Genomic DNA, 19,260 nt, shown 5'->3' with positions numbered 1-19,260 from the left:
TTATTCGGTTCTATTTTGCGGCAACCGTACGTGACGGCTTGGCTGCCGGTGCGTCCTGTGCGTTCTGGTTCTGTGCATTCTGGTGGTCCAGGGCGGCCTTGATCAGCCCGCTGAAGAGCGGGTGGGGGCGGGTGGGACGCGAGCTCAGTTCCGGGTGCGCCTGGGTTGCCACATAGTACGGGTGGACCTCGCGCGGCAGTTCAACGTATTCCACGAGCTTGCCGTCCGGTGACGTGCCGGAGAACACCAGACCCTGGGCCGCGATCTGCTCGCGGTACTTGTTGTTGACCTCGTAGCGGTGCCGGTGGCGTTCGCTCACGGTGGTCTTGCCGTAGGTCTCTGCGATGACGGAACCTTCGTCGAGCTTTGCCTCGTACAGGCCCAGGCGCATGGTGCCGCCGAGATCGCCCTTGCCTTCCACGATGTCCAGCTGCTCTTCCATGGTGGCGATCACCGGGTACTTGGAGTCCGGTTCGAATTCGCTGGAGGATGCACCCTCGAGGCCAACCACGTTGCGTGCATATTCGATCACCATGCACTGCAGGCCCAGGCAGAGGCCCAGGACCGGCAGCTTGGATTCGCGGGCGAACTTGAGGGCGCCCAGCTTTCCTTCGAGGCCACGGATGCCGAAGCCGCCGGGCACGCAGATGGCGTCCACGCCGTCGAGGGAGGCCACTGCGCCCTCATGCGTTTCGCATTCGTCCGACGGCACCCAGCGGATCTTGACCTTGGTGTCGTTGGCGAAGCCGCCGGCGCGCAGGGCCTCGGTCACGGACAGGTAGGCGTCCGGGAGGTCGATGTACTTACCCACCAGCGCGATTTCGACGTGGTGCTTGGGGTTGTGGACTGCTTCGAGCAGCTTGTCCCAGCTGGTCCAGTCAACGTCCTTGAACGGCAGGTCCAGGGCGCGGACTATGTAGGAGTCCAGGCCCTGCGTGTGCAGGGTCTTGGGGATGTCGTAGATGCTCGGCGCATCAGGGCAGCCGATCACGGCTTCAATGTCGACATCACACATGCGGCCGATCTTGGCCCGCATGGCTTCGGGCACTTCGCGGTCCGAGCGGATCACGATTGCCTCCGGCTGAATGCCGATGGAACGCAGGGCTGCAACCGAGTGCTGCGTCGGCTTGGTCTTCAGTTCCTGCGACGGCCCGATGTAGGGAACCAGCGAGACATGGACGAAGAAGACGTTGCCGCGGCCTACGTCCTGACGGACCTGGCGGGCTGACTCGAGGAAGGGCTGCGATTCGATGTCGCCGACGGTGCCGCCGATTTCGGTGATGATGACGTCCGGCGCGTTCTTGCCTTCAGCGGGCAGGCGCATGCGGCGCTTGATCTCATCGGTGATGTGCGGAATGACCTGGACGGTGTCGCCGAGGTATTCTCCGCGGCGTTCCTTGGCGATCACGGTGGAATAGACCTGGCCGGTGGTTACGTTGGCCGAGCCTTCGAGGTTCTCGTCGAGGAACCGCTCGTAGTGTCCGATGTCCAGGTCGGTTTCAGCGCCGTCGTCCGTGACGAAGACTTCACCGTGCTGGAAGGGGTTCATCGTGCCCGGATCCACGTTCAGATAGGGATCGAGCTTCTGCATAGTTACAGACAGGCCGCGTGCCCGCAGGAGGTGACCGAGGCTCGAAGCCGTCAGTCCCTTACCGAGCGAGGACGCCACACCACCGGTTACGAAGATGTGTTTGGTCGTCTTGGACGAGCCCGGAAACCGGGAATTTACACGGGAATTTGATCGCTGCACCACGGAATTCGAGCCTATCATCAATTGAGCCTTTCCCGGATCAGGAACTGGTTCCCCAAATGATCCAGTGTGCACGGAGTGGCCCCTTGCGATCAAGGGTTGGCCACGGGTCAGGCCCGCTGCGGCAGGAGTTTTGCGTCGTCCAGAAGCTCCTGGGCGTGCGCCTGCGCGGATTCGGAGTCCTCCTGGCCTGCGAGCATGCGGGCGAGTTCCTTGACCCGTTCCGCGCCGTCGAGGAGTCGCACATCACTGGACGTGAACCCGGTGGCGGTGCCGCCGTCGGCTCCCCTGACCGAAGTTTTGGTGACGGTGATGTGCTGGTCGGCGAAGGCCGCCACCTGAGGCAGGTGCGTGACCACCAAAACCTGCACGTGCCGGGCGAGCATGGCGAGCCGGCGGCCGATCTCGACGGCGGCCCGACCGCCGACGCCGGCGTCCACTTCGTCGAACACGAACGTGGGCACCGGGTCCACCGCTGCCAGCACCACTTCGATGGCAAGCATCACACGGGACAGCTCACCGCCGGAGGCACCCTTGCCGAGCGGCCGCGCAGGGGCCCCGGAGTGCGGCTGCAGCAGGAACGAGATCTCGTCCGCGCCGTACGGGGTTAGCTGTCCGGCAGCTTCGAGATTGATCTTCAGGGTGGCGTCGGCCATTGCCAGCGCCTTGAGCTCGGCGCTCACGCGGCCGGAGAGGTCCTTCGCTGCCTTGGCCCGGATCTTGCTGATGGCGGCGGCCTGCTTCTGCAGCTCCGCCCCGGCCCGGCCAACCTCAGCGTCCAAGGCCTCAATCCGGGTGGAATCGTCCTGCAGTTCGTCAAAGCGAACCCGGGCATTCTCCGCCCAGACCAGGACTTCATCGATGCTGGGAGCGTACTTGCGGACCAGCCTGGCCAGGGCTGCCCTGCGTTCCTCAATTTCGGCGAGCCGCTCCGGGCCCTCTGAGTCCAGGCCCGCCTGGTAGCCGGCCAGTTCGGTGGCGATGTCGTTGAGCAGGAAACCCACTTCGGCCAGGCGTGCGGCGGCGGCTCCCAGCTCGGCGTCGTGTTCAGCCACATGTTCGAGGGTCCGCTTCGCGGCGTCCACAAGGGTGGTGGCATCGCCCGCATCACCGTAATCCTCCGCGATGAGGGCCTGGTGCGCGGTGTTGGCCGCGATCCTGAGCTCCTCCACGTTGGCCAGTTTGACCGCCTCCGCTTTCAGGGATTCGTCCTCCCCCGGCTGCGGATCCACCTCGTCAATCTCGGCCAGCGCGATCTCCAGCGACTCGGCCTCGCGGAGCCGGTCGCGGGCGGCGCTGCGGAGTGCTTCCAGCTCCGCCTGGCTGGCCTTCCAGTGGCCGTACAGCGACTGGTAGGTGCCCAGCGGACCTGCCAGGGCCTCGCCGGCGAACTTGTCCAGGGCGCCGCGCTGGGCGGCCGCACCCTTCAGCCTGATCTGGTCCGACTGACCGTGGACCACCACCAGGGTTTCACCGATCTCGGCGAGGACGCCCACCGGCGCTGCTCGCCCGCCCAGGAAGGCGCGGCTGCGGCCGTCCGCACCGAGGCGGCGGGCAAGGATGAGTTCTGCGCCGCCGTCGAACTCCTCGACGTCGGCACCTGCGTCCACTGCCCGGGCAATCGCGGGGTGCCCGGCGTCGAGCTTAAGCACCGCTTCCGCGGTGGCGCTCTTCGCACCGCTGCGCACCGCCCCGGCGTCGGATCTGGCCCCCAGCAGGAGGCCGACGGCAGTGACCACCATCGTTTTGCCGGCGCCGGTTTCGCCGGTGACGACGCTCAGCCCGGGGCCCAGCGGCAGGGTGGCGTCGGTGATGACGCCCAGATCGCGGATTCTCAGTTCTTCAAGCATGGTTCACTTTGCGTTCGCGGGATCGGTTTCGTCTTCTGGCTGGTCCCTGGAGGGTACCTGAAGCGGCGGCATCGGGGAGGGCGTCCTGACCACCGGGATGGGACCGGTGTGGATGACGTCCGACTGGGGAACCGGCCCGCGCCAGCCGTGGATAGGCAGCTCGAACTTGCGGACCAGCCGGGCGGAGAACGGCGTCTGGTGGGTCCGGGCAAGCCGGACCGGAGTGGGGGACTTTGTCACTTCCACGCGCGCGCCGGGCGGGAGGTCCACGGAACGGCGGCCGTCGCACCAGAGAACGCCCTCGGCGCCGGTGCGGGTGAGGACCTCCACTGCCAGCCGCGACCGCGGCGATACCACCAAGGGCTTGGCGAAGAGCGCGTGGGCGCTGATGGGGACAATCAGCAGGGCCTCGACCTCGGGCCAGACCACGGGCCCGCCCGCGGAGAAGGCATAGGCGGTGGAGCCGGTGGGCGTGGCCAGCACCACACCGTCGCAGCCGAAGGATGACAGGGGGCGCTCATCCACTTCGGTAACCAGCTCAAGCATGCGTTCGCGGTTGCCCTTTTCGATGGCAGCCTCATTGAGGGCCCACGTGTGCCAGATCTTTTGGCCGCGGACCCAGACCTGCACGTCGATGGTCATCCGCTCTTCCACCGTGTAGTCGCGGCGGGCAATCCATTCCACGGTCTGTGCCAGGTCCGCACGCTCACTCTCGGCCAGGAACCCCACGTGCCCGAGATTCACGCCCAGCAGCGGAACGTCAACTTCCCGGACCAGCTCGGCGGCCCGCAGGATGGTGCCGTCGCCGCCCAGGACCATGACGAGCTCCACGTCCGGAAGCCGCACATGGTCGTGCAGGATTTCCACCGGCTGGGTGAGGTGGCCGAAGAATCTTTCCATGTCCGCCAACTCGGATTCCTGCATCACCGGGATGATTCCTGAGTCGTGGAGCTGGGCGCAGGCCTCCCAGGCAGCCTTCAGCGATTCCTCGCGGCCAGTGTGGGCAAGGACAAGTACTCGCCTGGTCATCAGGTTCCGCTTTCTAGTGGTTCGGCCAGATTCGTCCAAGCAAGCCGTCAAGGGCTGCCTGGCGCTCTTCGATCTTAGGCAGGTCCTGCGTCATCCTGCGCTTTATCCACAGGAAGTATTCGACGTTTCCGTCCTGGCCGGGCAGGGGGCTTGCCGCCAATCCGCAGAGGTCCAGTCCGGCGTCGAGCGCTGAATTGGCGACTTTTTCCACCGCCATCCGGCGTTCGCGTTCAGAATTCACCACCCCGGTGCGGCCCAGCCGCTCCTTGCCGATCTCGAACTGAGGCTTCACCATCAGCACCAGGTCACCGCCAGGCTGTGTGCACAGGGCCAGCGGATGGGCCACAAGGGTAAGCGAGATGAAGGAGAGGTCGGCCACCGTAATTTCGGCATGTCCGCCGATATCCGCCGGCGTCATGTAACGCACGTTCATGCCTTCGTGCACGGCTACCCTGGCATCCTCACGGAGCTGCGGCACCAGCTGGCCGTGCCCCACGTCTACCGCCACGACGTGTGCCGCACCGCGCCGCAGGAGCACTTCGGTGAAGCCGCCGGTGGACGCGCCGGCGTCCAGGCACCTTTTGCCTTCAACGACGATCTCCGGGAAAGCATCCAGCGCTCCCGCGAGTTTGTGGCCGGCGCGGCTGACGTAGCTGTCCTCTTCTGTGTGCTGGACGGCCAGGTCCCTGTCCTCCGGCACTTGGAGGGAGGCCTTGGAAAGGACCTGCCCCGCGGAGCTGACTTTGCCCTCGGCTATGAGCGCGGCGGCGTGGGTTCGTGACCTGGCGAGGCCGCGGGCCACCAGGGCCTGGTCAAGCCGTGCCATGCTCAGGCCTTTCCTTCGCTGTTGGGAGCGTCTTCGTTCAGCGCCTGAAGCAGGGCGTCGTGCAGTTCTGCGTAGACAGCCTCGTGTTCTGCGACGGGCCTGTCCGCCACTCCATCCAAAGCGCCAACGATGGCCGCGATCTCCGGATCGCTGACCGTTGACACCTCGTTCGCGGGCCAATTTGGTGTGGGCTGGGCTAGTTCACCGTTGCGCTCGCCGTTCAGCTCAGTCATTGAACCAGTCTACTTATTTACTGGGTGCGCCATTCGAGTTGGGGCGCCCGGGCCTCGGCGGTTTCCGGTACGGCGGCCCACCATGCGGCACAGGCGGCCCGCCAAGCGTTGAGGTCATCCTCACGCCCTTGGACGCTGACGGTGTCCCCGTCGGCCTGTGCCGTGGCGTCGCCGCAGCGGTACGTTCCGCCGGTGTTCTTTATCGCGGGGTAGGGCCGGTGGAGGTCGCTGAGTTCGCTGATCATGTAGTCCGGGCGTTCTGCAGTGCGCGCGGCGAGGATGGTGCTCCTGGTGTCGACGCCGGTCAGCACCGCCACCGTGGCAAAGCCTGCATTGTTGCCGCCGAGGATGTCCGTGTCCAGCCGGTCGCCCACCACCAGGGGGCGGTCGGCGGCAAGCCGTTTGGCCGCGGCGTGGAAGAGCGGGGCCTCAGGTTTACCGGCGACGAGTGGGGTCTTGCCGGTGGCTGCTGCAACTGCTGCCACCAGGGTGCCGTTGCCGGGGGCGATACCGCGTGCCTGCGGGATGGTCATGTCCGTATTGGTGGCCACCCAGAGGGCCCCTGCGGACACCACGTAGGTGGCCTCGGCCAAGTCATTCCAGCCGATCCCCGGATTGAAGCCCTGGACGACGGCCACAGGGTTCTCGTCCTGGCCGCTGACAGGGGTCAGCCCCACCAGCTCGATCTCCTGTGCAAGCGCCGGGCTGCCGGTGATCAATACCCTGGCCCCGGGGGGCAGCATCGACGACAGCAGTTCGGCCGCGGCCTGCGAGGAACTGACAACTTGGTTGTCCTCGGCCGGTGCGCCAAGTTCACGCAGGTGCGCCGCAACCTGAGCGGGCGTGCGGGACGCATTGTTGGTGACGTAGCCCAGGCCGATGCCGAGGCCTGCCAGTTGCTGCAGCGATTCCACGGCGCCGTGGATGGCGTGGGGCCCCGCGTAAACCACTCCGTCCAGGTCTGCCAGCAGGGCATCAAACAGGGAAATCAGGGGAACGTCAGTCATGGCAGGCTAGCTGTCCCGTCCTTCGGAGTGGCCGGCGTCGTCTGCGTTGCCGCCCTCAAGGTCACTGGCGTCGGCTGAATCCTCGTGGGCTGCGTCGTCGTGGATTGAGTGGTCGTGATTCGAAGCGGGCTCTTCGGAAGCACCGGATTCGAGCTCATCCGATTCGACCGAGTCCTCATCAGACTCGGCGTCATCGGACTCGAAGTAGTCGGATTCCACGTCATCGATTGCGGCGTCCACACCGGTGGATGCTGCTTTTCCTTCAGAGGACTCAGCGGTGGCTCCCGTCCCGGCGGTAGAACCGGCGGACTTGGCGTCAGAGGCTCCGGCAGCACGTTCCAGCAGACGCCTGCGCTGGGCTTCCTCGCGGGCTTCCTCTTCCTCGTCCCAACCCAGATCCACGATGTCCGGTTCTTCGTCCGTGCCGAGGCCCAGGGCATTCTCAGCAACCACGGCCTGTTTGTGCCATTTAGCGGCTTCGTCCTGGCGGCCCACCGCGGCCAGTGCGTCAGCGTAGGCGCGGAAGAGCCGGGGGCTGTAGGAAAACGCCCGGTTGATGTCCAGCTGGGCGATTTCAAGCTCTGCCACGGCAGCGTCCAGCTGGCCGAGATCTGTCCGGGCTCCTGCTGCCACAATGGCCAGCTCTGCCTTGCCCGGAGCGTCCAGGTCGTTGGCTTCCTCGGAGCGCACCACGTCGAGTGCACGGTCAGGCCGGCCCAGGCCACGTTCGCAGTCCGCCATCACAGGCAGGTGCACGTTAGAGCCGCTGATACGGCGGTAGGTCCGGAATTCGCGCAAGGCCTCGCCGTAATGTCCTGCTGCGTAAGCGGTCAGTCCAACGGCTTCACGGACGGCCGCCAGACGGCCACCTCGCCGGCTGGCGGCGAGGGCATGCTGGAAGGCAAGCTCAGGTTCTTCATCGATCAGGCGGCCAGCCATGACAAGGTGACGGGCAACCCACTCGGCGCTCTTGGCTTCCAAAGTCTTGATCTGGTGCTGGGTGGCGCGGTCAAGTTCCTTGCCCGTGACATCCTCATCGATCTCAGGGGACCGTTCACGGTCGGGACGGTTGGCGCTGCGCAGGTCACGCGCATTGGGAACACGGGCCGGGCGGTCCTCAGCACGGTCCAGTCCAAACTGGCGGGGACCGGAGTCGCCGCGGTCGAAACTGCGGGGTGCCCGGTCCTGGCGGTCGCCGAACGGCTTGCGGTTGTCGCCGCCGGAGAACCCGCGGCGTTCGCTGTCACCTTCGCGGCGTGGCCGGTCACCATAGGGCTTGTTGTCGCGGTCGCCGTAAGGCTTCCGCTCACCTCCACCACTGAACGGCTTACGCTCGCCGCCACCGCCGCCGAAGCTGCGGCGTTCGCTGTCACCTTCGCGGCGTGGCCGGTCACCATAGGGCTTGTTGTCGCGGTCGCCGTAAGGCTTCCGCTCACCTCCACCGCTGAACGGCTTACGCTCGCCGCCACCGCCGCCGAAGCTGCGGCGTTCGCTGTCACCTTCGCGGCGTGGCCGGTCACCATAGGGCTTGTTGTCGCGGTCGCCGTAAGGCTTCCGCTCACCTCCACCGCTGAACGGCTTACGCTCGCCGCCACCGCCGCCGAAGCTGCGGCGTTCGCTGTCACCTTCGCGGCGTGGCCGGTCACCATAGGGCTTGTTGTCGCGGTCGCCGTAAGGCTTCCGCTCACCTCCACCGCTGAACGGCTTACGCTCGCCGCCACCGCCGCCGAAGCTGCGGCGTTCGCTGTCACCTTCGCGGCGTGGCCGGTCACCATAGGGCTTGTTGTCGCGGTCGCCGTAAGGCTTGCGCTCGCCGCCACCGCCGCCGAAGCTGCGGCGATCGCCTTCACCTTCACGGCGCGGACGATCACCATAAGGCTTATTATCGCGGTCGCCATAGGGCTTCCGCTCACCGAAGGACTTGCGGTCACCGGAGCCTGATCCACTCTTCGGCCCCTCAGAATTCCTGTCGTCACGGGAACGGAATCCGCGCGGCACTCCGCCGGAATTGTTTGTCCCGCGGAAAGGGCCGCGGTCGTTGCCGCCGCGATTGCCGCCGTTGTGCTCAGCCATGGGGATTCCTCCTGTTGTGAGCCGACCACTTGCGCAATCGCAGCCGCTCGTTCCGTGTTTCGTTCTCCTACGCAACCCGAAATCAAGCGCTTCGAAGTCCGTACATCTCAGTCAATTCTAAGCGAGACCCCACCGGCGTATGACATAGATCCGCTTGCAGGCCCCCGTCGTGGGAATGTTCACATCTCCTGGAACGCTCCCGCAGTTGATGTGGGTTCCCGGGGAACGCTCTCTCACTTAATCCCGGTTCCCGGGGAACCCTCTCTCGGTTGGTGCGCGTTCCCCGGATGCTCTCGCAGTTGCTGCGGGGTCTGAGTGGTGGCCTGGGTTTTTGGGGTGGGTGGTTAAATGCGGGAGAGCCTCCGGACTGTGTCTGGAGGCTCTCGACCGTTTAATGGTGTTCCGGCGGTGACCTACTCTCCCACACCCTCCCGGGTGCAGTACCATCGGCGCTGTGGGTCTTAGCTTCCGGGTTCGGAATGGGACCGGGCGTTTCCCCCACGCTATGACCGCCGTAACCTTGTGTCCGCACCCTGCCGGCGTGTGGGCCGTGGGTGGGAAATCTGTGGCTACAACATTGTGGTGTTGTTATTGTGTTGTGTTTTTTGTTCCTCAAGCAACGGGTTTGTTGTTTGGGAACCACATAGTGGACGCAAGCAGTCTTGTTTCTTTTTACTCTCTTCATTGGTGTGAACCCCTTTTGAAACGGGTTCACGAAGAGAGTGTGTGGTGTAAGTTATCGGCCTATTAGTACCGGTCAGCTTCACGAGTCGTTAGTCCTCGCTTCCACATCCGGCCTATCAACCCAGTGGTCTGGCTGGGGGCCTCTCACACACAAGGTGTATGGAAATCTCATCTCGAAGCGAGCTTCCCGCTTAGATGCTTTCAGCGGTTATCCCATCCGAACGTAGCTAATCAGCGGTGCACTTGGCAGTACAACTGACACACCAGAGGTTCGTCCGTCCCGGTCCTCTCGTACTAAGGACAGCCCTTCTCAAATTTCCTGCGCGCGCAGCGGATAGGGACCGAACTGTCTCACGACGTTCTAAACCCAGCTCGCGTACCGCTTTAATGGGCGAACAGCCCAACCCTTGGGACCTACTCCAGCCCCAGGATGCGACGAGCCGACATCGAGGTGCCAAACCATGCCGTCGATATGGACTCTTGGGCAAGATCAGCCTGTTATCCCCGAGGTACCTTTTATCCGTTGAGCGACGGCCATTCCACAATGTACCGCCGGATCACTAGTCCCGACTTTCGTCCCTGCTCGAGATGTCTCTCTCACAGTCAAGCTCCCTTGTGCACTTACACTCGACACCTGATTGCCAACCAGGCTGAGGGAACCTTTGGGCGCCTCCGTTACTTTTTAGGAGGCAACCGCCCCAGTTAAACTACCCATCAGGCACTGTCCCTGACCCGGATTACGGGCCGAAGTTAGATGTCCAAAGTGACCAGAGTGGTATTTCAACGATGACTCCACCCGAACTGGCGTCCGGGCTTCAACGTCTCCCACCTATCCTACACAAGCCACTCCGAACACCAATACCAAACTATAGTAAAGGTCTCGGGGTCTTTCCGTCCTGCTGCGCGTAACGAGCATCTTTACTCGTACTGCAATTTCGCCGAGTTTATGGTTGAGACAGCGGGGAAGTCGTTACTCCATTCGTGCAGGTCGGAACTTACCCGACAAGGAATTTCGCTACCTTAGGATGGTTATAGTTACCACCGCCGTTTACTGGGGCTTAAATTCTCAGCTTCGCCCGTAAGGGCTAACCGGTCCTCTTAACCTTCCAGCACCGGGCAGGAGTCAGTCCGTATACATCGTCTTGCGACTTCGCACGGACCTGTGTTTTTAGTAAACAGTCGCTTCCCCCTGGTCTCTGCGGCCCCGATCCCCTCCCACCAGCGTGTGGTGTTCAAGGTTGGGGCCCCCCTTCTCCCGAAGTTACGGGGGCATTTTGCCGAGTTCCTTAACCATAATTCTCTCGATCGCCTTAGTATTCTCTACCTGATCACCTGTGTCGGTTTGGGGTACGGGCGGCTAAAACCTCGCGTCGATGCTTTTCTCGGCAGCATAGGATCACCAAATCCCCCCTTACGGGGGTCCCATCAGATCTCAGGCATCATGAACAGCGGATTTGCCTACCGTTCGCCCTACATCCTTAGACCGGGACAACCATCGCCCGGCTCGGCTACCTTCCTGCGTCACACCTGTTAATACGCTTGCCTCCCAGGATCAGGTCCCGCGCTCCACCAAAACCCGCACACCACAAGGGTGATTGGGCAGGTCTCGGGCGGTTAGTATCCCCTGTTCAACATGGACGGTTTTTCGCCGGTACGGGAATATCAACCCGTTGTCCATCGACTACGCCTGTCGGCCTCGCCTTAGGTCCCGACTTACCCAGGGCAGATTAGCTTGACCCTGGAACCCTTGATCATTCGGCGGACGGGTTTCTCACCCGTCTTTCGCTACTCATGCCTGCATTCTCACTCGTGTAGGCTCCACCGCTGGTTTACACCGCGACTTCACTGCCCACACGACGCTCCCCTACCACTCCAAACGCCTGAACCAACCCAACAAGTGAGCGGCTTGGCAAAAATTTGAAATCCACAACTTCGGCGGTGTACTTGAGCCCCGCTACATTGTCGGCGCGGAATCACTTGACCAGTGAGCTATTACGCACTCTTTTAAGGATGGCTGCTTCTAAGCCAACCTCCTGGTTGTCTTCGCAACTCCACATCCTTTCCCACTTAGCACACGCTTAGGGGCCTTAGTTGGTGGTCTGGGCTGTTTCCCTCTCGACTATGAAGCTTATCCCCCACAGTCTCACTGCTGCGCTCTCACTTACCGGCATTCGGAGTTTGGCTGACGTCAGTAACCTTGTAGGGCCCATTAGCCATCCAGTAGCTCTACCTCCGGTAAGAAACACGCAACGCTGCACCTAAATGCATTTCGGGGAGAACCAGCTATCACGAAGTTTGATTGGCCTTTCACCCCTACCCACAGCTCATCCCCTCCATTTTCAACTGAAGTGGGTTCGGTCCTCCACGACGTCTTACCGTCGCTTCAACCTGGCCATGGGTAGATCACTTCGCTTCGGGTCTAGATCACGCCACTGCAACGCCCTATTCAGACTCGCTTTCGCTACGGCTTCCCCACACGGGTTAACCTCGCGACGTAACACTAACTCGCAGGCTCATTCTTCAAAAGGCACGCCGTCACACCCATACAGCAAGCTGCAGATGCTCCGACGGATTGTAAGCACACGGTTTCAGGTACTGTTTCACTCCCCTCCCGGGGTACTTTTCACCTTTCCCTCACGGTACTGGTCCGCTATCGGTCATTAGGGAGTATTTAGGCTTATCAGGTGGTCCTGACAGATTCGCACGGGATTTCTCGGGCCCCGTGCTACTTGGGATACTCTCACAGGCGGCACAAAACATTTCGGTTACGGGGCTCACACCCTCTCTGGCCGGCCTTTCAAGACCGTTCACCTATGCCTGCACATCACACCCCACCAATCCGGCAGAACTGGTATGGAAAGTCCCACAACCCCGACCATGCAACGCCCGCCGGCTATCACACATGGAACGGTTTAGCCTGATCCGCGTTCGCTCGCCACTACTAACGGAATCACTATTGTTTTCTCTTCCTGCGGGTACTGAGATGTTTCACTTCCCCGCGTTCCCTCCACGCACCCTATGTGTTCAGATGCGGGTCACCAGGCAGATCGCTCCCCTGGCGGGGTTTCCCCATTCGGACACCCTGGGATCACAGTCCGGTTATCGACTCCCCCAGGCTTATCGCAGATTCCTACGTCCTTCTTCGGCTCCTAATGCCAAGGCATCCACCGTGTGCTCTTAAAAACTTGACCACAAAAGATCAATTCAGAAATTTTCGAGAGAACCACAGAAACCACTGCTCCATCCCGAAAGACAGAACAACAGATCCAGGTTCATATTCTTGGAAATTGCTTCTTATAAAAGATGCTCGCGTCCACTATGTAGTTCTCAAACAACAACCCCAAACCACACACCCCACACACACCCGCCCCCGCAAAGAGACAAGCAACCGTGTGATCGGTGCAGCCAGGAAACCAGAAACAAACAAGTACCAGGACAAGAACACACCACAGCCCGTAAGCCACAACGCATCCCACCCGGCCCTGTTGCCTCAGGACCCAACAGTGTGCCAAACACTACCCAGCGATAGAACACCGGCGAACGTTCCAGAACCACACCCCCCGAAGGGAACCATGATTCGTACTAGCCGCCGGCATGTGCCGCCAGGCACCTATTTGCTGATATTCCACCCGTGAGCACCCGCCGCAGAACTTGCGTCTGCGCAACGGGCGTACTCCTGACAACACCACCACACAGACATAACGCCTGGCAGGGTTGTTGTAGGTGCTCCTTAGAAAGGAGGTGATCCAGCCGCACCTTCCGGTACGGCTACCTTGTTACGACTTAGTCCCAATCGCCAGTCCCACCTTCGACAGCTCCCTCCCCATAAAGGGGTTAGGCCACCGGCTTCGGGTGTTACCAACTTTCGTGACTTGACGGGCGGTGTGTACAAGGCCCGGGAACGTATTCACCGCAGCGTTGCTGATCTGCGATTACTAGCGACTCCGACTTCATGGGGTCGAGTTGCAGACCCCAATCCGAACTGAGACCGGCTTTTTGGGATTAGCTCCACCTCACAGTATCGCAACCCTTTGTACCGGCCATTGTAGCATGCGTGAAGCCCAAGACATAAGGGGCATGATGATTTGACGTCGTCCCCACCTTCCTCCGAGTTGACCCCGGCAGTCTCCTATGAGTCCCCGCCATAACGCGCTGGCAACATAGAACGAGGGTTGCGCTCGTTGCGGGACTTAACCCAACATCTCACGACACGAGCTGACGACAACCATGCACCACCTGTGAACCGACCGCAAGCGGGGCACCTGTTTCCAGGTATTTCCAGTCCATGTCAAGCCTTGGTAAGGTTCTTCGCGTTGCATCGAATTAATCCGCATGCTCCGCCGCTTGTGCGGGCCCCCGTCAATTCCTTTGAGTTTTAGCCTTGCGGCCGTACTCCCCAGGCGGGGCACTTAATGCGTTAGCTACGGCGCGGAAAACGTGGAATGTCCCCCACACCTAGTGCCCAACGTTTACGGCATGGACTACCAGGGTATCTAATCCTGTTCGCTCCCCATGCTTTCGCTCCTCAGCGTCAGTTAATGCCCAGAGACCTGCCTTCGCCATCGGTGTTCCTCCTGATATCTGCGCATTTCACCGCTACACCAGGAATTCCAGTCTCCCCTACATCACTCTAGTCTGCCCGTACCCACCGCAGATCCGGAGTTGAGCCCCGGACTTTCACGGCAGACGCGACAAACCGCCTACGAGCTCTTTACGCCCAATAATTCCGGATAACGCTTGCGCCCTACGTATTACCGCGGCTGCTGGCACGTAGTTAGCCGGCGCTTCTTCTGCAGGTACCGTCACTTTCGCTTCTTCCCTACTGAAAGAGGTTTACAACCCGAAGGCCGTCATCCCTCACGCGGCGTCGCTGCATCAGGCTTTCGCCCATTGTGCAATATTCCCCACTGCTGCCTCCCGTAGGAGTCTGGGCCGTGTCTCAGTCCCAGTGTGGCCGGTCACCCTCTCAGGCCGGCTACCCGTCGTCGCCTTGGTGAGCCATTACCTCACCAACAAGCTGATAGGCCGCGAGTCCATCCAAAACCACAAAAAAGCTTTCCACCCCCCACCATGCGATGAGGAGTCATATCCGGTATTAGACCCAGTTTCCCAGGCTTATCCCAGAGTCAAGGGCAGGTTACTCACGTGTTACTCACCCGTTCGCCACTAATCCCCCCACAAGTGAGGTTCATCGTTCGACTTGCATGTGTTAAGCACGCCGCCAGCGTTCATCCTGAGCCAGGATCAAACTCTCCGTTGAAGTAAAACAAAAACGAACACAACACGGAACCACGGAAATAACGCGGAAACCGCACTGCAAAATTTGAAACCAGCTGTAAAAACCAGACCACACCACAGGGGCGGCACGATCCAGTCAATTCAACCAATTAATAATAAATTGGTATCAACAAACTTGGCACACTATTGAGTTCTCAAACAACAGACACACCCGGCACCACCACCAGCACTAAACAACCGTGGATCGCTCCGGAGCAACTTTTCAAACTTACCCGGTTTCCCGCCCCGACGCAAATCCATCTTCCAGGACCCGCACCAGCAGAAAACACCATCCCCCACCACAAATCGGCGCCTCAAAAGAGCAACCAGAACATGGTCTTGAAATTGGGGGGTTTGGCCGCCCGCGGTAACCAGCTACTCGCTGTTCCCCTCGCGGCGACTTAGAAAACAATACACCCACCCAACCCCCACCGCAAATCGACCCAAATACACGCCGCCCAGGTTCAAGAAGCGCCGATAGACAATGACCTCAACGCAGTGTCAGCCGCATGCCATGTTGAGCCATTTCGACCGCCGTATCTGAACGTCAGGGCTGCTCCTGCAGAAACAGCTACTGCGTCCAGATAGATTGTGAGCACGGAACGGCGAGCCGGGGGCAGAGTGACAGATGAACGGCGCGGCCAGCTCAGAGGCAAGTATCTGGAACTCGGAGGGGGTGAACTTGTAGCGGCTGCCATATTTGCGGCTGTCGCCGTCGGGGTAGTGATGCCGAGGATGGAGAATTCACGCGCTCATCTCGCTCTTTGGGCGGCGCTGACGCCCCTGCTCGTCATCCTGGTGCAAGCGGTATCTACTGGCTTTTGGCGAGAACGTGGGTCGAGCTGAGGCCGATGCCCGCCACCACTGCTTGCTGGTACCGAGCTGGGCGGACAGGTGATGCCTTTCTCATGGCCGCAGGCCTGGTCGGGGTCCTCGTCTGGTGGCCGGATCACATCGGCAGCGCCATAGCCGTGACAGCGGTATGGGTCCTTGGCGCATTGGAGTACATCAACTACTTTCTGATTCGGCTCGCCTATCCCCCACTCCGCTGGCTTACCGGCGTGCGCAAGCGGCGCCTCCCACAGCTCGTCCGTGACCTAAGAGCAGCCAAAGGGTGAGCGGATAGCATGCGGTCATGCCACATGCATTCCAAATCACGACGACGATAGAACCTTTGAGCATCGGAGTCAGTCCGGAACTGCTCACCTTCGAACGAGACAATCGCGCATATTTCGCCGAGTGGGTGCCGGACCGCGGGGACGACTACTTCCTACAGTTCCAGGCGCGCCACCAGGCACTCCTGGACGAACAATCAGCGGGCGACTGCTTGTTCTTTGTTGTGCGCGACGAAACAAATCGACTGGTCGGGCGCGTCAATCTGGTGGATGTCAGGGATGGTTCCGCATCCCTCGGGTACCGCATAGCGCGGGAAGCGACCGGACTTGGACATGCTGGACGCGCAGTCGGCCTGGTGAAGGCATTTGCACGCGAGCGTGGATTACAGACCTCACGGCGATAACGACGCTCGTGAATTATGGATCCCAGCGAGTCTTAGAGCGCTCCGGCTTTGGCAAGGTCGCAGGGGGCCCTGCAACGGTCCTGCAGAACGGAGTTGAGTACGAAATATTGCACTACGCACTCGACCTGAACATCTATGAATGACGCTCGTCGAGGATTGAACGTACTCGGTGCCGGAAATTTGCCACCGGCGGCGTGCTCTCGGTAGATATAGGCTGAACTGTGGCCCCGCCCGGGCCAACCCTTCGCCCTTCCGGGGCGGGCCGGGAACGGACGGAAGGGCATGATCGCCATGAACGAACCTAACTGGGTCCGGCACGCCATCTGGTGGCAGGTCTATCCCCTCGGCTTCGTCGGCGCGGAGAAGACTGCGACGCCGGAACCCGCCGCTGACCACCGGTTGCTGAACCTTGTGCCGTGGCTTGACTACGCCGTGGAAATCGGTGCGTCGGGGCTCGCCCTTGGCCCCATCTTCGCGTCGGAAACGCACGGGTACGACACCACGGATTACTTCCGGATCGACCCCCGGCTCGGATCCGAGCAGGACTTCGACACCCTGGTGTCCGAGGCACACCGTCGCGGACTGCGCATACTGCTCGACGGCGTCTTCAACCACGTCGGGCGCTCGTTCGCGCCGTTCCAGGATGTCCTCACGCATGGGCCGGACGCGGACTCCGCCTCCTGGTTCCCGCTGGAGTGGCCCCACGGCGCCGCTCCCGGCGTCGAACCCGCCTACCGCGACTTCGAGGGCCACCACCACCTCGTGGCGCTCAACCATGACGAGCCGGCTGTCGCCGATTTCGTCGTAGAGGTCATGGAGCACTGGCTGGGACGGGGTGCGGACGGCTGGCGACTCGACGCCGCCTATGCCGTCCCGTCGTCGTTCTGGGCCCCGGTCACCACTCGCGTCCGGTCATCCCATCCGAACGCGTACTTCGTGGGCGAGTACATCCACGGGGACTATGCGGCGGAGGTCCGGTCCGGCGGACTTGATTCCGCCACGCAATACGAACTCTGGAAGGCCGTCTGGAGTTCACTCAACGATGCGAACTTCTTCGAACTCGCGGCCGCCCTCGAACGACACAATGCGCTCCTGGGCTCCTACGCACCGCTCACCTTCATCGGCAACCACGACGTCACCCGCATCGCGAGCAAACTCAACGATCCAGCGCTCGTGCCGCACGCCGTCGTCGTCCTGCTCACGGTCGGCGGAACGCCGTCCGTTTACTACGGCGACGAGCAGGGCTACCGGGGAGTCAAGGAGGACAGAGCAGGGGGCGACGACGACGTGCGGCCGATCTTCCCGTCCTCCCCTGAACAGCTCTCTTCCGTGGGGCGACCCATCTTCGCGGTGCACCAGGAACTCATTGGGGTGCGGCGACGGAACCCATGGCTCCACCGGGCCACCACGGACGTCATCCAACTCTCGAACGAGGTGCTTGCGTACCGGATCGCGGTGGACGACGATGCACTCGTGGTTGCACTGAACCTCTCGCCTGACACCCAGCGGATCAGCGCGGCGGGCGCCACCGGCGTCGTCGCCGGACAGGCGACCGTCGATTTCAGTGCCGACACCGTCCTGGTGCCTCCGCGGGGGTGGGCCGTCCTCGGCTAAGGCCGCTGCGACGAGGGGCCGGGCGGCGCCGAGGACCTTGAGCGCCGCACTGATGGGGCATCCGCTACGCGGTCCCGTGTACATCCCGGCTTGTTTCTTTCCTCGCCGCTCTTGAGTCGCTGGTTCGATCACCATAAAGTGATGCGGACCGGCTAGCACTTCAGGAGATGACATGTCCCTCGCCCGCGTGCATAACTTCTCGGTCTCCCTCGACGGCTTCGGTGCCGGCGAGGGCCAGCAACTGGACGCGCCGTTCGGTCACGCAGGCTCGCGGCTAATGGAGTGGGCTATCGGGACGCGCACCTTCCGCGCGATGGGCCTCCACGGGGAATCGGAGGCATCCTTCGGCATCGACGAGGCGTTCGCCAGCCAGTGGGGTCCCGGGATCGGCGCGGAGATCATGGGACGCAACAAGTTCGGCCCTCAACGCGGTCCCTGGGAGAACGAGGAATGGAAGGGATGGTGGGGCGATAACCCTGTCTTCCACACCCCCGTGGTTGTCCTGACACATCATCCCCGGCCGGTACTGGAGATGGAAGGCGGAACAACCTTTCATTTCGTTGACGCCGACCCCGCCTCCGCGCTCCAGCGGGCTCGCGCCCTGGCCGGCGACCTCGACGTCCGGATCGGTGGCGGGGTCAGCACTGTTCGACAGTTCCTCGACGCGGATCTAATCGACCACATGCACATCGCTGTCGTGCCGATCGTCCTTGGCCGGGGCGAACGCCTCTGGGACGGACTCGAAGGACTCGAACAACGCTTTGACATCGAATCGGCCCCTTCTCCGTCCGGAGTACTCCATATGGTCTTCACTCGACGCACGGCCCGGTAATCCATTTTGGGAGCAGACGCCCTTCCGGCCGCTTACGGGACAGGAAGCTTCAGTGCGACACCTCGAACAGAACAAGCTCTGAGCGTCCGCCGTCTGCGGTGACCCCGTGGATGCTGGCAAAGCGACCGATTGGGTGGAAGCCGAACGCCTCATGCATCCTGATCGACGCGGTGTTGTGCTCATTAGCGAAGTAGTAGGCCGTTCTGGACTGAGACCAGATCCATTCCAGCCTGCTCCGGCTGAGCGCGGAGGCGACGCCATGACGGCGGTGGGCGCGCGAGACGATTACCCCTCCCAAATAATGGCCCGCGGGCGCACTTTCGTCCGGCGCCTGTTGGAAGTGAGTTTTGGCCACGCCTATTACCTGGCCTTCTCTTTGCGCGACAACCACCAGACGGTCCTGCTGCACATAGAGCATGTGCGCAGGCCAGCGTTCGCATTGACTGGCATCGCAGACATCGTGCACACCTATGATGTCCTCCGGGACTGCCTCGCGTATCAGCATTCTCCGATCCTAGGTGCAACCCCGATGGGCTGGAGGTGCCCGCCGGGGAAGTCGACATAAC

Annotated in this window: 12 protein-coding genes and 3 rRNA genes; 4 read left to right on the top strand and 11 right to left on the bottom strand. The window is 62.0% G+C overall.

The annotated features are described in order from the left end of the window. Positions 1-10 precede the first annotated feature (10 nt). The 7 genes from pyrG to AC1MCD_RS07640 all read right to left on the bottom strand — a co-directional run bounded on the left by pyrG (position 11) and on the right by AC1MCD_RS07640 (position 7,676). On the bottom strand, positions 11-1,771 hold the full coding sequence (pyrG, locus tag AC1MCD_RS07670; RefSeq protein ID WP_498677340.1) for a CTP synthase: 1,761 nt from the start codon (positions 1,769-1,771) through the stop codon (positions 11-13). 89 nt (positions 1,772-1,860) lie between these two features. Then, positions 1,861-3,600 (bottom strand): DNA repair protein RecN, encoded by a 1,740-nt coding sequence (gene recN, locus AC1MCD_RS07665; RefSeq protein ID WP_498677337.1) that lies wholly within the window; start codon positions 3,598-3,600, stop codon positions 1,861-1,863. A 3-nt stretch (positions 3,601-3,603) separates the two neighbouring features. Beyond that, positions 3,604-4,629, bottom strand: coding sequence for an NAD kinase (locus AC1MCD_RS07660; RefSeq protein ID WP_498677336.1), 1,026 nt, complete (start codon positions 4,627-4,629; stop codon positions 3,604-3,606). A gap of 13 nt (positions 4,630-4,642) precedes the next feature. Next, complete coding sequence (locus AC1MCD_RS07655; protein ID WP_498677334.1) at positions 4,643-5,455, bottom strand: TlyA family RNA methyltransferase; 813 nt, start codon at positions 5,453-5,455, stop codon at positions 4,643-4,645. 2 nt (positions 5,456-5,457) lie between these two features. Then, on the bottom strand, positions 5,458-5,688 hold the full coding sequence (locus tag AC1MCD_RS07650; RefSeq protein ID WP_498677331.1) for a hypothetical protein: 231 nt from the start codon (positions 5,686-5,688) through the stop codon (positions 5,458-5,460). 17 nt (positions 5,689-5,705) lie between these two features. Further along, positions 5,706-6,695, bottom strand: coding sequence for an HAD-IIA family hydrolase (locus AC1MCD_RS07645; protein WP_498677329.1), 990 nt, complete (start codon positions 6,693-6,695; stop codon positions 5,706-5,708). 6 nt (positions 6,696-6,701) lie between these two features. Next, a complete protein-coding gene (locus AC1MCD_RS07640; RefSeq protein WP_498677327.1) occupies positions 6,702-7,676 on the bottom strand; it encodes a hypothetical protein in 975 nt (324 codons plus the stop codon). Between AC1MCD_RS07640 and AC1MCD_RS07635 the strand changes: the two genes are divergently transcribed. Further along, complete coding sequence (locus AC1MCD_RS07635; protein WP_498677325.1) at positions 7,641-8,636, top strand: hypothetical protein; 996 nt, start codon at positions 7,641-7,643, stop codon at positions 8,634-8,636. The two genes, AC1MCD_RS07640 and AC1MCD_RS07635, sit on opposite strands and share 36 nt — an antisense overlap. A 532-nt stretch (positions 8,637-9,168) precedes the next feature. Here AC1MCD_RS07635 and rrf read toward each other — a convergent pair. The 3 genes from rrf to AC1MCD_RS07620 form a co-directional block, all read right to left on the bottom strand. Beyond that, positions 9,169-9,285, bottom strand: a 5S ribosomal RNA gene (rrf, locus tag AC1MCD_RS07630). Positions 9,286-9,494: 209 nt separating this feature from the next. Then, a 23S ribosomal RNA gene (locus AC1MCD_RS07625) occupies positions 9,495-12,643 on the bottom strand. Positions 12,644-13,186: 543 nt separating this feature from the next. Continuing rightward, positions 13,187-14,712 (bottom strand): 16S ribosomal RNA (locus AC1MCD_RS07620). The 16S, 23S and 5S rRNA genes sit together here, the layout of an rRNA operon. 1,152 nt (positions 14,713-15,864) lie before the next feature. Between AC1MCD_RS07620 and AC1MCD_RS07615 the strand changes: the two genes are divergently transcribed. The 3 genes from AC1MCD_RS07615 (at position 15,865) to AC1MCD_RS07605 (ending at position 18,694) form a co-directional block, all read left to right on the top strand. Further along, the gene (locus AC1MCD_RS07615) at positions 15,865-16,248 is read left to right on the top strand and encodes a GNAT family N-acetyltransferase (RefSeq protein WP_498677323.1); all 384 of its coding nucleotides are present in this window, start codon (positions 15,865-15,867) and stop codon (positions 16,246-16,248) included. A 291-nt stretch (positions 16,249-16,539) separates the two neighbouring features. Continuing rightward, entirely contained in the window at positions 16,540-17,862 is a 1,323-nt protein-coding gene (locus AC1MCD_RS07610; protein ID WP_498677321.1) for an alpha-amylase family protein, read from the top strand. A 172-nt stretch (positions 17,863-18,034) separates the two neighbouring features. Beyond that, positions 18,035-18,694 carry a dihydrofolate reductase family protein gene (locus AC1MCD_RS07605; RefSeq protein ID WP_498677319.1) on the top strand — a complete coding sequence of 220 codons (660 nt, stop codon included), beginning with the start codon at positions 18,035-18,037 and terminating at the stop codon, positions 18,692-18,694. A 49-nt stretch (positions 18,695-18,743) separates the two neighbouring features. Here the strand turns inward: AC1MCD_RS07605 and AC1MCD_RS07600 are convergent, their stop codons facing one another. Next, positions 18,744-19,199, bottom strand: coding sequence for a GNAT family N-acetyltransferase (locus AC1MCD_RS07600; RefSeq protein ID WP_498677318.1), 456 nt, complete (start codon positions 19,197-19,199; stop codon positions 18,744-18,746). Positions 19,200-19,260: the final 61 nt, after the last annotated feature.

Source organism: Arthrobacter sp. BF1, from assembly GCF_056680215.1.
This window is presented reverse-complemented; position numbering and strand designations above follow the sequence as displayed.

What these genes read in the sequence shown, in the direction of transcription:
- pyrG (WP_498677340.1), bottom strand. Translation starts at nt 1,771, where the DNA reads ATGATAGGCTCGAATTCCGTGGTGCAGCGATCAAATTCCCGTGTAAAT.
- recN (WP_498677337.1), bottom strand. Translation starts at nt 3,600, where the DNA reads ATGCTTGAAGAACTGAGAATCCGCGATCTGGGCGTCATCACCGACGCC.
- AC1MCD_RS07660 (WP_498677336.1), bottom strand. Translation starts at nt 4,629, where the DNA reads ATGACCAGGCGAGTACTTGTCCTTGCCCACACTGGCCGCGAGGAATCG.
- AC1MCD_RS07655 (WP_498677334.1), bottom strand. Translation starts at nt 5,455, where the DNA reads ATGGCACGGCTTGACCAGGCCCTGGTGGCCCGCGGCCTCGCCAGGTCA.
- AC1MCD_RS07650 (WP_498677331.1), bottom strand. Translation starts at nt 5,688, where the DNA reads ATGACTGAGCTGAACGGCGAGCGCAACGGTGAACTAGCCCAGCCCACA.
- AC1MCD_RS07645 (WP_498677329.1), bottom strand. Translation starts at nt 6,695, where the DNA reads ATGACTGACGTTCCCCTGATTTCCCTGTTTGATGCCCTGCTGGCAGAC.
- AC1MCD_RS07615 (WP_498677323.1), top strand. Translation starts at nt 15,865, where the DNA reads ATGCCACATGCATTCCAAATCACGACGACGATAGAACCTTTGAGCATC.
- AC1MCD_RS07610 (WP_498677321.1), top strand. Translation starts at nt 16,540, where the DNA reads ATGAACGAACCTAACTGGGTCCGGCACGCCATCTGGTGGCAGGTCTAT.
- AC1MCD_RS07605 (WP_498677319.1), top strand. Translation starts at nt 18,035, where the DNA reads ATGTCCCTCGCCCGCGTGCATAACTTCTCGGTCTCCCTCGACGGCTTC.
- AC1MCD_RS07600 (WP_498677318.1), bottom strand. Translation starts at nt 19,199, where the DNA reads ATGCTGATACGCGAGGCAGTCCCGGAGGACATCATAGGTGTGCACGAT.